The organism is Teichococcus globiformis, from assembly GCF_042646265.1.
In the GTDB taxonomy this organism is placed as follows: domain Bacteria; phylum Pseudomonadota; class Alphaproteobacteria; order Acetobacterales; family Acetobacteraceae; genus Pseudoroseomonas; species Pseudoroseomonas globiformis.
In genome coordinates this window covers 400,418-415,683 of record NZ_JBHRTN010000008.1, presented here as the reverse complement: position 1 = coordinate 415,683, position 15,266 = coordinate 400,418, and the positions used below count along the sequence as shown (strand labels likewise).

14 protein-coding genes are annotated in these 15,266 nt (G+C 67.4%); 8 read left to right on the top strand and 6 right to left on the bottom strand.

What is annotated here, in order from left to right; translation table 11 throughout:
* Nucleotides 1-66: 66 nt before the first annotated feature.
* The 7 genes from ahcY to ACFOD4_RS09235 all read left to right on the top strand — a co-directional run bounded on the left by ahcY (nucleotide 67) and on the right by ACFOD4_RS09235 (nucleotide 10,486).
* Nucleotides 67-1,362 carry an adenosylhomocysteinase gene (gene ahcY, locus ACFOD4_RS09265; RefSeq protein WP_379595808.1) on the top strand — a complete coding sequence of 432 codons (1,296 nt, stop codon included), beginning with the start codon at nucleotides 67-69 and terminating at the stop codon, nucleotides 1,360-1,362.
* Between the two features lie 285 nt (nucleotides 1,363-1,647).
* Nucleotides 1,648-2,868, top strand: a complete 1,221-nt coding sequence (gene trpB, locus ACFOD4_RS09260) for a tryptophan synthase subunit beta (RefSeq protein WP_379595806.1) — start codon at nucleotides 1,648-1,650, stop codon at nucleotides 2,866-2,868.
* Nucleotides 2,865-3,719 (top strand): tryptophan synthase subunit alpha, encoded by an 855-nt coding sequence (gene trpA, locus ACFOD4_RS09255; RefSeq protein ID WP_379595804.1) that lies wholly within the window; start codon nucleotides 2,865-2,867, stop codon nucleotides 3,717-3,719. Before trpB ends, trpA begins: the two co-directional genes overlap by 4 nt.
* A 184-nt stretch (nucleotides 3,720-3,903) precedes the next feature.
* On the top strand, nucleotides 3,904-6,549 hold the full coding sequence (locus ACFOD4_RS09250; RefSeq protein WP_379595802.1) for a rhamnosyltransferase WsaF family glycosyltransferase: 2,646 nt from the start codon (nucleotides 3,904-3,906) through the stop codon (nucleotides 6,547-6,549).
* Nucleotides 6,550-6,553: 4 nt separating this feature from the next.
* Nucleotides 6,554-7,774, top strand: coding sequence for a glycosyltransferase (locus ACFOD4_RS09245; protein WP_379595800.1), 1,221 nt, complete (start codon nucleotides 6,554-6,556; stop codon nucleotides 7,772-7,774).
* Nucleotides 7,775-8,030: 256 nt separating this feature from the next.
* Nucleotides 8,031-9,743, top strand: coding sequence for a 30S ribosomal protein S1 (rpsA, locus tag ACFOD4_RS09240; protein WP_379596069.1), 1,713 nt, complete (start codon nucleotides 8,031-8,033; stop codon nucleotides 9,741-9,743).
* 152 nt (nucleotides 9,744-9,895) lie between these two features.
* Entirely contained in the window at nucleotides 9,896-10,486 is a 591-nt protein-coding gene (locus tag ACFOD4_RS09235; protein WP_379595798.1) for a malonic semialdehyde reductase, read from the top strand.
* 66 nt (nucleotides 10,487-10,552) lie between these two features.
* Here the strand turns inward: ACFOD4_RS09235 and hisA are convergent, their stop codons facing one another.
* Genes hisA through hisB form a run of 5 tightly spaced genes read right to left on the bottom strand, consistent with a single transcriptional unit; the run spans nucleotide 10,553 to nucleotide 13,504 of the window.
* Nucleotides 10,553-11,275, bottom strand: coding sequence for a 1-(5-phosphoribosyl)-5-[(5-phosphoribosylamino)methylideneamino]imidazole-4-carboxamide isomerase (gene hisA, locus ACFOD4_RS09230; protein ID WP_379595796.1), 723 nt, complete (start codon nucleotides 11,273-11,275; stop codon nucleotides 10,553-10,555).
* A gap of 18 nt (nucleotides 11,276-11,293) precedes the next feature.
* Nucleotides 11,294-11,854, bottom strand: a complete 561-nt coding sequence (locus ACFOD4_RS09225) for a GNAT family N-acetyltransferase (protein ID WP_379596068.1) — start codon at nucleotides 11,852-11,854, stop codon at nucleotides 11,294-11,296.
* A gap of 11 nt (nucleotides 11,855-11,865) precedes the next feature.
* Complete coding sequence (hisH, locus tag ACFOD4_RS09220) at nucleotides 11,866-12,519, bottom strand: imidazole glycerol phosphate synthase subunit HisH (protein WP_379595794.1); 654 nt, start codon at nucleotides 12,517-12,519, stop codon at nucleotides 11,866-11,868.
* Nucleotides 12,516-12,902: a DUF2628 domain-containing protein gene (locus ACFOD4_RS09215; protein ID WP_379595792.1), complete on the bottom strand. Its 387-nt coding sequence runs from the start codon at nucleotides 12,900-12,902 to the stop codon at nucleotides 12,516-12,518. Before ACFOD4_RS09215 ends, hisH begins: the two co-directional genes overlap by 4 nt.
* On the bottom strand, nucleotides 12,899-13,504 hold the full coding sequence (gene hisB, locus ACFOD4_RS09210) for an imidazoleglycerol-phosphate dehydratase HisB (protein ID WP_379595790.1): 606 nt from the start codon (nucleotides 13,502-13,504) through the stop codon (nucleotides 12,899-12,901). The genes ACFOD4_RS09215 and hisB overlap by 4 nt, the downstream gene beginning before the upstream one ends.
* A 178-nt stretch (nucleotides 13,505-13,682) precedes the next feature.
* On the opposite strand from hisB, the gene ACFOD4_RS09205 reads away from it, so the two are divergent.
* A complete protein-coding gene (locus tag ACFOD4_RS09205) occupies nucleotides 13,683-14,663 on the top strand; it encodes a PilZ domain-containing protein (protein ID WP_379595788.1) in 981 nt (326 codons plus the stop codon).
* 18 nt (nucleotides 14,664-14,681) lie between these two features.
* Here ACFOD4_RS09205 and ACFOD4_RS09200 read toward each other — a convergent pair whose 3' ends face one another.
* Entirely contained in the window at nucleotides 14,682-15,251 is a 570-nt protein-coding gene (locus tag ACFOD4_RS09200) for a NifU family protein (protein WP_379595786.1), read from the bottom strand.
* Nucleotides 15,252-15,266: the final 15 nt, after the last annotated feature.

The following is a 15,266-nucleotide window of genomic DNA, read 5'->3' as shown; positions in this document are numbered from 1 at the left end:
CTTATGTGGGTTCCCGAGCCCCGCTGGAGCATGCTATCGGGCGGGCGATCTGTGGAGAAAAGCCCGATGAACGGTTTCAGCGACTACAAGGTGAAGGACATCTCCCTGGCCGAATGGGGCCGCAAGGAGATTTCCATGGCCGAGGACGAGATGCCCGGCCTGATGGCGATCCGCGAGGAGTACGGCCCCTCCCAGCCGCTGAAGGGCGCCCGCATCGCCGGCTGCCTGCACATGACCATTCAGACCGCCGTGCTGATCGAGACGTTGACCGCGCTCGGCGCCGAGGTGCGCTGGTCGTCCTGCAACATCTTCTCCACCCAGGACCATGCCGCGGCCGCCATCGCCGCCGCCGGCATCCCCGTCTTCGCCTGGAAGGGCATGGACGAGGAAGAGTTCTGGTGGTGCATCGAGCAGACCGTCCGCGGCCCGAATGGCTGGGACATCAACATGATCCTCGATGACGGCGGCGACCTGACCGTGCTGATGCACGACAAGTACCCCGAGCTGCTGAAGAATGTCCGCGGCCTGTCGGAGGAGACCACCACCGGCGTGCACCGCCTGTGGGAGATGGCCAAGAAGGGCACGCTGAAGGTGCCGGCCATCAACGTCAACGACAGCGTGACCAAGTCGAAGTTCGACAACCTTTACGGTTGCCGCGAGTCGCTGGTCGACGCCATCCGCCGCGGCACCGACGTGATGATGGCCGGCAAGGTCGCCGTGGTCGCCGGCTATGGCGATGTGGGCAAGGGCTCGGCGGCGTCGCTGCGCAATGCCGGCTGCCGCGTGCTGGTGACCGAGGCCGACCCGATCTGCGCCCTGCAGGCATCCATGGAAGGCTACGAGGTCGTGACGATGGAGGATGCCGCGCCCAAGGGCGACATCTTCGTCACCGCCACCGGCAATGTCGATGTTATCACGCTGGACCACATGCGCGCGATGAAGCACCGCGCCATCGTCTGCAACATCGGCCACTTCGACAGCGAGATCCAGATCGGTGCGCTGCGCAACTTCCAGTGGGACAACGTCAAGCCCCAGGTGGACGAGGTGATCTTTCCCGACAACAAGCGGCTGATCGTGCTGTCGGAAGGCCGTCTGGTGAACCTCGGCAACGCCACCGGCCACCCGTCCTTCGTGATGTCGGCCAGCTTCTCCAACCAGACGCTGGCGCAGATCGAGCTCTGGACCAACCACAAGGCCTATGAGTGCAAGGTCTACACCCTGCCCAAGAAGCTGGACGAGAAGGTGGCGTCGCTGCACCTCGCCAAGGTCGGTGCGCAGCTCACCAAGCTGACCCAGCAGCAGGCCGAGTATATCGGCGTGCCGGTGAACGGCCCGTTCAAGCACGAGGAATACCGCTACTGATCCTCCGGCCACGCCGGAGCTAAGCGGCCAGGGGCCCGGGAGATCTGCCTCCCGGGCCCTTTTTGCGCCGGATGCGAGGGTCCTGAGGACAGCTGTTCCGGACCCTCGGCGGTCGCTATTCGCGATCCACACCGGCGCGAGCTAGGCAGGCGGCGAACTGGCAGGACCGGCATGTGCCAGGCGGAACCGGCCCCGCCGCCTGGCAGGGACGGCGATGACGGGCCCATACCCCTACCCCCAGCGGCCGGCCCGCGCTAACACTGGCCTCCAAGAACGGAGGCCACCGTGAACCAGCAGCCCCTGCCCAATTCGCTCCGCCAGGGCCCGGACAATCGCGGCCGCTTCGGCGATTTCGGCGGCCGCTACGTCGCCGAAACGCTGATGCCGGTGATTCAGGAGGTCGAGAAGGCCTACAACGCCGCGCGCAACGACCCGGCCTTCATGGCGGAATGGCGGCGGCTGCTGAAGGATTACGTCGGCCGCCCCAGCCCGCTCTGGCTGTGCGAGCGCCTGACCGAGAAGTACCAGGGCGCCAAGATCTACTTCAAGCGCGAGGAGCTGAACCACACCGGCGCCCACAAGATCAACGCCGTGCTGGGCCAGATCCTGCTGGCCAAGCGCATGGGCAAGCCGCGCATCATCGCCGAGACGGGCGCGGGGCAGCACGGTGTCGCCACCGCCACGGCCTGCGCCCTGTTCGGCCTGAAGTGCATCGTCTACATGGGCGCGACGGATGTGGAGCGGCAGCAGCCCAACGTGTTCCGCATGAAGCTGCTGGGCGCGGAGGTGATTCCCGTCACCGCCGGCGCCGGCACGCTGAAGGATGCGATGAACGAGGCGATGCGCGACTGGGTCGCCAATGTCGCCGACACCTACTACTGCATCGGCACCGTGGCCGGCCCCGCGCCCTTTCCGCAGATGGTGCGCGACTTCCAGTGCGTGATCGGCGAGGAAACCCGCCAGCAGATCCTGGCCGCCGAGGGGCGCCTGCCCGACGCGCTGGTCTGCGCGGTGGGCGGCGGTTCCTCCGCCATGGGGCTGTTCCACCCTTTCCTGGACGACAAGGACGTGGCGATCTTCGGCGTCGAGGCCGCGGGCCGCGGCATGGACACGCCCGAGCATGCCGCTTCGCTGAACCGTGGCCGTCCGGGCGTTCTGCACGGCAACAAGACCTACCTGCTGCAGAATGGCGACGGGCAGATCCAGGAGGCGCATTCCATCTCGGCCGGGCTGGATTACCCTGGCATTGGACCGGAGCATTCCTGGCTGCACGAGATTGGCCGCGTCACCTATGTCGGCGTCACCGATGACGAGGCGCTGGAAGCGTTCCAGATCTGCTCCCGACTGGAGGGCATCATCCCGGCGCTGGAATCGGCGCATGGGCTCGCGCATGTGCTGAAGCTCGCGCCAACCATGGGCGGCGACAAGATCATCGTGCTCAACCTGTCGGGACGCGGCGACAAGGACATCTTCACCGTGGCCAAGCATCTGGGAGAGACGCTGTGACCCAGGAGTGTTTCGACCGGAAGGGCCGCATCGCCGCGCGCTTCGCGCAGCTCAGGGCCGAAGGGCGCGGCGCGTTGATGCCGTTCCTGGAAGCCTATGATCCCGATCCCGCGACTTCCATGGCGCTGCTGCGCGGCCTACCCGGTGCGGGGGCGGACCTGATCGAGGTCGGCGTGCCCTTCTCCGATCCAATGGCCGATGGCCCTACCGTGCAGCTTGCGGGGCAGCGGGCGCTGAAGGCGGGCGGCAGTCTCGCCGGCGCCCTCGCCATGGTGCGCGACTTCCGCCGCGAGGATGACGACACGCCCATCGTGCTGATGGGCTATTTCAACCCCATCCTGTCCTATGGCGTGGAAAGCTTCTGCACCGAGGCCGCCTGCTCCGGCGTCGATGGCCTCATCATCGTCGATCTGCCGCCGGAGGAAGCCGATGAGGTCGCGCGTCCCGCGCGCGAGCAAGGGCTGGACCTGATCCGGCTTGTGGCGCCGACCACGGATGAAAAACGCCTGCCTCAGGTGCTCGAAGGCACAAGCGGCTTCATCTACTACATCGCCATCGCCGGCGTGACCGGCACGCGCAGCGCGACACAGGAAGCCCTGGCCACCGCCATCCCGAAGCTGCGCGCCCATACCGACCTGCCCATCGCCATAGGCTTCGGCGTACGCACGCCGCAGCAGGCGGCGGAAGCAGTGCGCATCGCGGATGGTGCGGTGGTGGCCTCCGCGCTGATCGACACGCTGGCGAAGTCGCTGGACGAGAAGGGCCGTGCCCGGCCGGACACGCTGCGCCGCGTGCTGGACCAGGTGCGGGAATTGTCGGAAGCGGTGCGGGGCGCACGGGTCCCGGCCTGAGGCTGCGCGGACCGGGCTGGCCTGCCCTGGGCTGCGCGCCATCATGTTGCAACTCCGCTGCACCGTTGCGTGACGTCCGCCGCCGAGACAGTATCGGCCAGGCTCGGGCATTGGTGTCGTCAGAGCCGTGGGATGAAGAAAGCCCTCGGCTTCGCCACTCCGCGTTGAGGAGATCAAGGACTGGATGAGTATTTCTGAGAAGCACGGCGAGACCTTTGGCCGGGAATACTACCAGTCTCATTGCGGCGACCTTCCTTACCTGCGCTCCACGCCGCAATGGCACGATTTCTTCCGCCCCGTCGCTGACGCCATCGTGCTGGGGCTGGCCCCGCGCAAGGTGTTCGACGCGGGCTGCGCCGTCGGCTTCCTGGTGGAGATGCTGTGGGACCGTGGCGTCGAAACGCATGGCCGCGACATCTCGCAATTCGCCATTTCCGAGGTGCGCGCCGATGTGCGCTCCTGGTGCACGGTCGGCTCCATCGCCGAGCCGATCGAGGGCGAATACGACCTCGTGCTTTGCATCGAGGTCCTGGAGCATATGCCGGAGGCCGAGGCCCTGGCAGCGATCCGCAACATCACCGCCGTGGCGCCCCGCATCCTGTTCTCCTCTTCCCCCACCGATCTGGAGGAAGCCACGCATGTCAATGTGCGCCCCACCCGCTACTGGCTGGAGCGCTTCGCGGAAGTCGGCTTTGCACCGGTTCCGACCTTTGACGCCACTTTCCTTTGTCCGCATGCCATGCTGCTGCAGCGTTCGGAGCAGGGGCGTGATCCCCAATCCCTTGCTGCCTTTGCCGAAATCGTTCGGCAGCGCGTGAAGCTAGCGGAGGCGCGGCAGGCATCGGCCAAAGCGCGTGCCGCCCTGGAGCGGAGTCAGGGCGAACTGCGCGAGCAGATGGCCACCGAGTTGCAGAAGGCCGAGGCCGCGCTGGTATCGCAGCAGCGCGAGGCGGCGGCGACCCAGGAAACGATGCGGCAGAACCTGGCCGCGGTGCAGGCCGAGCATCGGCGCTTGATCGACCTGCGCGATGCGGAGCTGAACCGCAGCCGGGCGGAACTGCGCCGCCTGGAAGAGGCGGTGCACGGGTTGAACCAGGCGGTGGCGACCCTGTCGCAGCAGCCGCGGCATGATGTGCAGGGATCCAGGCTCAGCCTGCCCTCGCCCGCCGCAGCACCGATGCAGCTGACGGTGGCGCCGTCCTCGCGCGGCGAGCTCTGGATGCAGTCGCTGAAGCAGCGGGCGAAGCGCCTGCCGGTGCTGCGACGGACCGCCAAGCTGCTCTGGTGGACCGGCACCATGCAACTGCCGGCGCGGTTGAAGATGTGGCGCCGCCATGCCCGTGCCATGGCAGAAATCCGTGGCTCCGGCCTGTTCGATGCCGGGTATTACCGCGAGCACAACCCGGACCTCGTGATGTCCGGCATGGATGCGCTGGCGCATTTCACTGCCTTTGGCGGCCGGGAAGGGCGCCGTCCTTCGCCAGGCTTCGATTCCGCCTTCTACCTGCAGCAATATCCGGATGTCGCGGCCTCGGGGATGAACCCGCTGCTGCACTACATCCGCTTCGGGCGCCAGGAAGGCCGGGTGCCCCTGCTGGATGGGCAGACCGCGGCGCCGCTGCGCTTGCCCGCCCAGCAGGAGCTGGGTTCTCCGGCCGGCTACCCGCCAACAGCCCGGTCCATGATCCGGCAGCAGGGCCTCAATTGGAGCACAATCCCGGTTTACGAGGATCCGAACGCTCCGCCCACGCTGACGATCCTGACGGACAGCATCGCGCCCAACAGCCTTTTCGGCGGCGTGGGCACCGCGCTCGTGATCGGGGCGCTGCTGTCGAAGCGGATGCAGGCGCGGCTGCGGCTGGTGACGCGAACGGCGCCGCCGGACGCGGCTGCACTCGATGCGGTGCTGCGTGCCCACAAGATCCAGTGGGACGGCGCAACAGACTTTGTGCAGGTCCCTGTTGGCGGCACGCGTGCCATACCGGTCGGCCAGCAGGATCTGATACTGACCACCTCCTGGTGGTCCACACGCGCCATGCTGGCCTCGGTCGATGTTCGTCGCGTCGTCTATCTGCTGCAGGAGGACGAGCGGATGTTCTATCCGTTCGGCGACGAGCGACTGCTCTGCGGCGAAACACTGGCGGAGCCGCGCCTTCGCACCCTGGTGAACACCAGCCTGCTTTTTGACCACTTGACCCAGGGGCCGGATGCGGTGCCGGGCCTGGCGGAACGTGGCCGATCATTCGAGCCGGCCTTTCCTGCCATTCCGCGCGGGGTGAGGTCGCCCGGCCCCAATGAGAAGCGCAATTTCTTCTTCTATGCACGGCCCAACAACCACCGGAACCTGTTCTGGCGCGGCCTGGAAGTGATCGACAGCGCCATTCGCCAGGGCATCCTGGATGCCGATCGGTGGAACATCCACTTCGTTGGACGCGACCTGCCTCCCCTGCAACTGTCCGGAGGGGTAAGGCCGATCGTGGCGGCCAGTATGCCGTGGACGAACTATGCTGCGCTGGTTGCCGAGATGGATCTCGGCCTGTGCCTCATGGACACGCCGCATCCGTCCTATCCACCGCTCGACCTCGCGGCGGCAGGTGCAGTGGTGGTGACCAACCAGCACGGCCTGAAGACATCGCTGGAAAGCTGGTCGCCCAACATCCTGACTGCTCCGCCCGATGTTGCCAGTCTTTGCCGGGCGCTGCGGGACGGTGCTGCCCTGGCACAGGATCATGAACGCCGGACCAGCAATCATGCCGCCAGCCGGATTCCTTCGGAATGGGAGCCGCAACTGCGGGATGTTCTTGACTGGATGATGGAAGGACGGGCGTGAGCGCATGTTCCTGAACATCCCTTCGCCGCTTCGCTACACGGATCCGTGGTCCATCGGCCAGGAACAGCGGATGCGCCAGCTTCTGGCTCAGGACCGGCGGATCGCCTATTTCTACGAAAGGCCCGATACCAGCACCTTCCGCTACCGTGCCATGAATCCGGGCCTGACCCTGGCCGCGAACCCCGGATGTGGCGTCTCCGGCGCCTGGTTCGACCATCAGGACCTGGCGACGGACGACAGTTTTCTCGACTCTGCCGATGCGCTGGTGATCTGCCGCACCCGCTACAATGCGGCGGTGGCGAGCATGATCGCGCGCGCGCGGGCCCGGCGGCTGCCAGTGCTGTTCGACTGCGATGATCTGGTGTTCGACACCCGCCGCCTGCACCTGCTGGTGGATTCCCTGAATCAGGATCCGCACAGCGAAACGGTCTGGAACGACTGGTTCGCCAGTATCGGTCGGATCGGCGCGACGCTGCGACTGTGCGACGGCTTCATCACGACAAACGCGTTCCTGGCCGCCCGTGCCCGAGAGTACATGCCGCAGCTCAGCACGGCGGTGATGCCGAACTACCTGTTCCAGGGGCAGCAGGAGCTGTCGGAAGGGCTGCACCAGATCAAACGCGACGGCGGCTGGCGCCGGGATGGCCACATCCATGTGGGTTACTTCAGCGGCTCCCCTTCGCACGCCCGGGACTTCGCCGTTGCCGCCCCCGCCATCCTGCGGTTGATGGAGCGCGATCCGCGCATCATCCTCCGCATCGTCGGCTTTCTCGATCCGAGCCAGGAGCTGATGCGCTTCCGCGACCGCATCGAGTTCCATCCGCTGCAGGACTTCATGAACCTGCAGCGCCTGATCGCCGAGGTGGAGATCAACATCGCGCCGCTGCAGGACAACACCTTCACCAACTGCAAGTCGGAGTTGAAGTTCTTCGAGGCCGCCATCTGCGGCACGCTGACCCTGGCGACCCCCACCTTCACCTTCCGCAACAGCATCCGGCATGGCGAAACCGGCTATCTAGTCCCGGCCTATGGCTGGGACGCGGCGTTGCAGGAGGCTGTGGCGCTGGTGGAGGATACCGACCGCTACGCCGCGATCGCCGAGGCCGCTTCGACGCAGGTGCGCGCCGACTATGGCTGGGATCGGCAGGCGCAGACCATTGTTGAGGCGGTTTTCGGTCAGATCGGCCGCTCCGCTCAGCCTGCGGACATCTCCCTGCCGGCGTGAAGCCGGAGCCCGACGATTCCGCTTGACCCTGTGGCCACATTGGAATAGGCGAAAACCGCACCCTGTCGCCCCTGTGGCCTCAGGGCGTTCGGCTTACGGCCGAACCGGAATGGGCGGGCCGATACGCCGCTTGCAGCAACAGGGCCGAACGGCGCCGCCCCGATGCGCGCCCGGTCAAGCCGTGCCCACACAGTGGGGGCGCAGGAATCCGCCCGGGCGTTCGAAGCTCGGGATGGACTTAGGAACACCGTACTTCATGGCAAATGCCGACACCCTTTCCATGACCGGCGGCGAAGACTTCGCGGCCCTGCTCGACGCCACGCTCGGCGCCGACACCGGTTTCGCCGGCTCCGTCGTCACGGGTAAGGTCATCCGCGTCGACGACGATTTCGCGGTCGTGGATGTCGGACTGAAGTCCGAGGGGCGCGTGCCCCTCAAGGAATTCGCCCCCCAGGGGCAGCGGGCTGAGGTTCAGCCCGGCGACGTGATCGAGCTGTTCGTCGAGCGCTACGAGGACCGTGACGGTTCCATCGTGCTGTCGCGCGAGAAGGCCCGCCGCGAAGAGGCGTGGACCAACCTGGAGAAGGCCTTCAACGCGCAGCAGCGCGTGAACGGCGTGATCTTCGGCCGCGTCAAGGGTGGCTTCACCGTCGATCTCGGCGGCGCCGTGGCCTTCCTCCCCGGCTCGCAGGTCGATATCCGCCCCGTGCGCGATGTCGGACCCCTGATGGGCAGCCCGCAGCCGTTCCAGATCCTGAAGATGGATCGCGCCCGCGGCAACATCGTCGTGTCGCGCCGTGCCGTCCTCGAAGAGACCCGTGCGGAACAGCGCTCCGAGCTGATCCAGGGCCTGAAGGAAGGCATGATCCTCGACGGCGTGGTCAAGAACATCACCGACTACGGTGCGTTCGTGGACCTCGGCGGCGTGGACGGCCTGCTGCACGTCACCGACATCGCCTGGCGCCGCATCAACCACCCCTCCGAGGCCCTGACCATCGGTCAGCAGGTCCGCGTGCAGGTCATCCGCTTCAACTCCGAGACGCAGCGTATCAGCCTCGGCATGAAGCAGCTGATGTCCGACCCGTGGGAGGGCGTGTCCATCAAGTACCCGGTGGGCGCCAAGTTCTCGGGCCGCGTGACCAACATCACCGACTACGGCGCCTTCGTGGAGCTGGAGCCGGGCGTCGAGGGCCTGGTCCACGTTTCCGAGATGAGCTGGACCAAGAAGAACGTCCACCCGGGCAAGATCGTCGCCACTTCGCAGGAAGTGGACGTAATGATCCTGGACGTGGACGAGCCGAAGCGCCGCATCTCGCTCGGCCTGAAGCAGGCTCAGGGCAACCCCTGGGAGCTGTTCCTGGAAGCGCATGCCCCCGGTTCCATCGTCGAGGGCGAGATCCGCAACATCACCGAGTTCGGTCTGTTCGTGGGTCTGGCGCCGGAGATCGACGGCATGGTGCACATGTCCGACCTGTCCTGGGACGTCGCCGGCGAGCAGGCGATGGCCGAGTACAAGAAGGGCGACACCGTCAAGGCCAAGGTGCTGGATGTTGACGTCGAGAAGGAGCGCATCTCCCTCGGCATCAAGCAGCTGGCCGCCGACCCCGCCGCCGAGGTGCTGGACCGCGTTCGCAAGAACGACATCGTCACCTGCATCGTGACGAAGGTGGAGGCGAACGGCATCGAGGTGAAGGTCGACGACGTGCTGACCGGCTTCATCCGCCGCGCCGAACTGGCACGTGACCGTGGCGACCAGCGCCCCGACAAGTTCGCCGTGGGCGAGAAGGTCGATGCGAAGGTCACCGCCGTGGACCGCGCTGCCCGCCGCCTGGCCCTGACCATCAAGGGCAAGGAAGTGGAGGAGGAGCGCGAGGCGATGAAGGAGTACGGCACCACCGACTCCGGTGCCTCGCTTGGCGACATCCTGGGTGCGGCCATCCGCCGCCGCAACCAGCTGGCCGACGAGTAATCTTCGTCTCTTTGCCGAAGCAGACGCGCCCCGGATGGTCCGCCATCCGGGGCGTTTTCATTCACGCGCCGAATGTTGGAAATCCGCGGCCGGGATTGGCATGTCCGGCCAGGAGCCGCATTCTGCGCTGCAACGCACAGGAGCGATTATTCATGGCTGAACCCCTCGGAGCTGCGGCGCTCGACCAACTCTTCCGCACCGCCCGCACGCACTACAAGTGGCAGGACAAGCCCGTTTCTGACGAGACGCTGAAGCAGCTCTACGAGTTGGTGGCACTCGGCCCCACCAGCGCAAATTGCGAACCGGCCCGCTACGTCTTCATCCGCACGCCCGAAGGCAAGGAGAAGCTGCGCCCCGCCCTGTCGTCCGGCAATCTGGAGAAGACGCTGAGCGCGCCCGTGGTCGTCATCGTGGCCTGGGACGTGAAGTTCTACGACAAGCTGCCGGTGCTGTTCCCGCATGCCGACGCCAAGTCGTGGTTCACCTCCAGCCCGGCCTTCGCCGAGGCGACCGCCTTCCGCAATTCGTCGCTGCAAGGCGCCTATCTGATCATGGCGGCGCGCGCGCTCGGCCTCGACACCGGACCAATGAGCGGCTTCGACAACGCAAAGGTCGATGCCGCCTTCTTTCCCGACGGCAGCGCCAAGTCGAACTTCCTGATCAATCTGGGCCATGGCGATGAGAGCGGGCTGTTCGGCCGCCTGCCTCGCCTGCCCTTCGATGAGGCCGCGACACTCGCCTGACGGGATTTCACGGCCGATCTTCGGGAGGGGCATCGCCCGTCCCGAAGAAGCGGGAGCGGTTTCGCCCTACCCGCGGGCCGCCGCCATCGCTTCGTCTGGCGCCAGACGCCCATCATAGAGCGCACGGCCGATGATGGTACCGGCCACGCTTCCCGCCGCGCGCAGCGCGGTAATGTCAGCCACCCCAGCCACCCCGCCGGAGGCGACCACAGGCGTCGAGACACGGCGCGCGATTTCCGCCGTGGCCGCCACATTGACGCCGCCCAGCATGCCATCGCGGTCGATATCCGTGTGGATGATGGCGGCCGCGCCGGCGTCCTCGAACCGCAGCGCGAGGTCGAGGGCGGATATGGAGCTGACCTCGGCCCAGCCCTCGGTCGCCACCATGCCTTCCTTGGCATCAATGCCGACCGCCACCTTGCCGGGGAAGGCACGGCAGGCGGCGCGGGCGAAGCCGGGGTCCTTCACGGCCGCAGAGCCCAGGATGACGCGGGCAATTCCGCGCGCCAGCCAGGCCTCCACCGTCGGCATGTCGCGGATGCCGCCGCCGAGCTGCACCGGGCGCCTTGTGCTGGCCAGGATGGCGGCCACTGCCTCGGCATTGGCAGGGCGACCGGCGAAGGCACCGTCCAGATCCACCACATGCAGCCACTCAAAACCCGCCTCGTCGAACAGCCGTGCCTGCTCGGCGGGGTCGCCGTACACGGTGGCCTGCTCCATGTCGCCGCGCTTCAGGCGCACGACCTGCCCGGCCTTGAGGTCGATGGCGGGAAAGAGGGTGAAGCTCATCGGGTGCCTTTCCGGCCTTCAGCCATTGCCGCTGATGTCGAGGGTGCGGCCATGCGGCGGCTCCAGCAGCTTGTGGTAGTAGTGTCCCGCCACGGTGCGCCCGCGCACACGGGCATAGGCCGGGTGGGTGCCCCAACGCGTATAACCCATCACCTCGAACAGGGTGATGGCGGTATGCTGGGTTTCCCGCACATCCAGGTTCAGCACGCGGTGGCCGAGCGCCGCCGCCCGTTCCTCCACCCGGCTCACCAGCAGGCGCGCCAAACCGTGGCCGCGGGCATAGGGAGCGATATAGGCGTGGGTAAGCTGGGCGCCGAAGGCCTGGGCCTCATTGTTGCGTGGCGGCCGGATCAGCTGTGCCGAACCCACCGGGACGCCGTCGAGGCGTGCAATGAACAGCTCGATCGCCGGCACCAGCAGCACGCCGCGGAAATGCCGCGTCAGCGCCTCGCGCCCTTGCGGCTCCACCCAGCCAAAGCCGCCGCCCTCGATGATGGCGGCGTCCGTGGCCTCGCACAGATCGGCGAGGTCAGCGTCGGAAAGCTGATCGACCCGCTCGACGCGCAACTCATGATCCAGCGCAGCCACCGTCAGGGCCGCCACCGCAGGAAATTGGCCAGCATGCGCAATCCGGTGTGCTGGCTCTTCTCCACATGGAACTGGGTGCCGAACAGGTTGTCCCGCCCGATGATGGCGGCGACGGGGCCACCGTAATCCGCGGTGGCCAGCACCTCTTCCGGCCGCCCTCCGGCCAGGGCGTAGGAGTGCACGAAATAGGCGTGGTCGCCGGGCTGCACCCCATCCAGCAGAGGGTGCGAGCCAGGGGCGAAGCACAGCGCGTTCCAGCCCATTTGCGGCAGGGGCAAGGGTATGCCGCCGGCGCCCCGCGGGTCCATCGCGGCCATTTCACCACCGATCCAGCCCAGACCGGGCGTCAGCCCATGTTCCAGCCCTCGCTCCACCATCAGCTGCATGCCAACGCAGATGCCCAGAAAGGGAACGGCGCGGCGGATGGCCGCTTCCTGCACCGCCTCCACCATGCCGGGCATCGCGTCGAGCCCATGGCGGCAGGCGGCGAACGCGCCCTGGCCGGGCAGCACCACCGCATCGGCGCGGGACACGGCCTCCGCATCCGTTTCCACCTGGATGCTGGCCTCGACGCCAGCATCCCGTGCCGCTCGGTGCAGCGCCCGCAGCACCGACGCCAGGTTGCCCGAACCGGGATCGACCACCGCCACCCTCATGCCGCGCGCCCCCCTGCTTCCGCCGCCGCCCAATCCGGCCGTCCATCCAGCGCCCGAAGCAACGCGGCGGATTCGTCGCGCGCCAGCACCACGGCGGCGGCCGGGCGACCCTGCCGCGCCAGCTTCCACCGCCGCAGATCCTGCGCGTGCAGCCCAATCAGCACCTGCGCCGACAACCCGGCAAAGCCGGCGATGCCGGCCGGCAGCAACAGTGCGGCGGCCATCGCGAAAATCGCAAAGCCGAGCAGCGGCCACCACAGCCGGTTGACCAGCATCCACACCGGCGGAAGGGTGGCGGCGAACCAGGAGAAGCGCTCCGGCACCAGGACCAGCCCTGGCCGTGCGTCATCCGCGGGGGGATGCACTGTCCAGGCGCGGGTCATCCCGCCAGCGATCCCTTCGTGGACGGGATGGCGCCGGGCATGCGTGGATCGGGCTCAACCGCCTGTCGCAGTGCGCGGGCCACGGCCTTGAAGCAGGCTTCGGCGATGTGGTGAGCGTTCGTTCCGGCTTTCTGGGTCACATGCAGGGTGAGACCGGCATTCATGGCGAAGGCGCGAAAGAATTCCTCGAACAACTCCGTGTCCATCTCGCCCACCTTGTCGCGTGGAAACACAACGCTCCACGCCAGGAAAGGGCGGCCGGAAATATCAAGGGCGGCTTCCACCAGTGCCTCATCCATCGGCACGGCCGCCGCGCCGTAGCGGCGGATGCCGCGCTTCTCGCCCAAGGCGTGACGCAGTGCCTGCCCGAGCACGATGCCCACATCCTCGGTGGTGTGGTGGAAGTCGATATGCAGGTCGCCCTTCGCCTCCACCGTCAGGTCGATCAGGCTGTGGCGGGACAGGGCGGTCAGCATGTGGTCGAGGAAGCCGATGCCCGTGGCGACCTGGCTCTCGCCCGCCCCGTCGAGGCCGATGGAAAGGCGGATCTCCGTCTCGCTGGTGCTGCGTTGGATCTCGGCGGTGCGGGGCACGGTCTGCATGGGCGCTTCCTAGAGCAATACGCTGCAGGACGAAATCACCCGGCAGGATTTGTTGCGTGCGGAAATTCAACCTTGCGCAAAAGAGCGGCGCACTGTCCGAAGGTGCCACTTTCATTCTTTCGCAAAGACATGCCGTCACCCTGCCCGTGAACAGATCGAGTCTGGATGGATGCCCGCCTTGCCCCGCCTCACTTGGCTCCCGCGAAGGGGCCTGCTGCTCCTGGGCGGTGCCGGGCTGCTGGTGGCCAACCCACGGGCAGTACCAGCGGCCACCCGACGAATCTCGGCCGCCGCCTTGTCAGCCTTCGAGGCCGAGGAAGCGGCGCGCACCCTGGAGGACAGGCTGACCCTGGCCCTGCTGACACAACCCTCCGCTGCGAGAACCGCGAGCTGGGAAGAGATGGCGGCGGCCCGGCGGGCAACCGGGCAAGCGCGGGGCCGGCTGCTTGCCATTCTGGGCGGCGATGCATCACTGCCGGATGAGGCCGCGCTGGCCGCCAGGATCAAGGTCGTTCTCGCGGCGGAGGCAGCCCGACAGGCGCTCCGCCGCCGCATTGACCATGTGGCAGCAAACTCCGCCGCCCTGGCTCCTGGGCCGGGGGAATGGAGGCAGGCGCAGCAGGGCATGATCGGAGCCATGGCGGCGCTGCGGCATTACGTGCAGGGTGATGAAGCCACGCCCGGCAGCCTGCCCGCCCCGATCGCGCGGCGGCGCAGCGCCGGAGACGCGGCGCTGCCACCCTTGTGGAGCGGCACCGCAGCCCTGCCCCGGGGGCCGGAAACAGCGGGATTGCTGGCCACCTCCGGAGCGGGGGTGGCCGTGGTGCTGGGTCTGGGCACCATCGGCCTGCGCCTGTGGACCCGCCGGCGCGGCGGCCTGCGGGATGGACAACGGAGCGAGGTGCGGCTTCAGGCGACGCTGACGCCTTCGGGCGAGGCGCCGCTGCCCGCCCTGGTCTTCAACCTGTCGCAAGGCGGCGCGGCGCTGCGGCTGGCGGATCCGGTTCTGCTGGCAGGAGAGCGCGTGACGATCGACATCGCCGGCGTGGGCGCCCTGGGGGCGCTGGTGGTTCAGCATGCCGGTGGCGTGCTGCGGCTGCACTTCAACAGCCCTGCGCCGCGCCAGGCAGAAGCCCTGGCGCGGCTGATGCAGGCATGACCCGCGGGCGGGAACGCTTTAGGCGTCCACCTGCTCCACCGACAGAACCTCGGGAACGTAGTGCCGCAGCATGTTCTCGACGCCGTGCTTCAGCGTGGCGCGGGAGGAAGGGCACCCCGAGCAGGCGCCTTGCAGATGCAGCTTCACGATGCCGTCGCGGAACCCGCGGAACACGATGTCGCCGCCATCGCCGGCCACGGCGGGACGGACGCGGGTGTCGAGCAGTTCCTTGATCTGTGCCACCACCTCGGCATCGGCGGGATCGCTGTCTTCCAGCTCGTCATCGGCACCGCCAGCCTCGGCCAGCAGGATCGGACGCCCAGCCATCAGGTGCTCCATCAGCGCGCCCAGCACCTGGGGCTTCAGGGCGTCCCAATCCGTCCCCTCATCCTTGGTGACGGTGACGAAGTCGGCGCCCAGGAAGACCCGCGCCACGCCATCCAGCGTGAACAGGCGCTCGGCCAGCGGCGATGGGGCGGCAGCTGCGACACTGGTGAAATCGGCGGTGCCCCGCGCGCCCAGCACATCCTGTCCCGGAAGGAACTTCAGCGTGGCCGGGTTCGGGGTGGATTCCGTTTCGATGAACATGGTGCGCTATTCCGT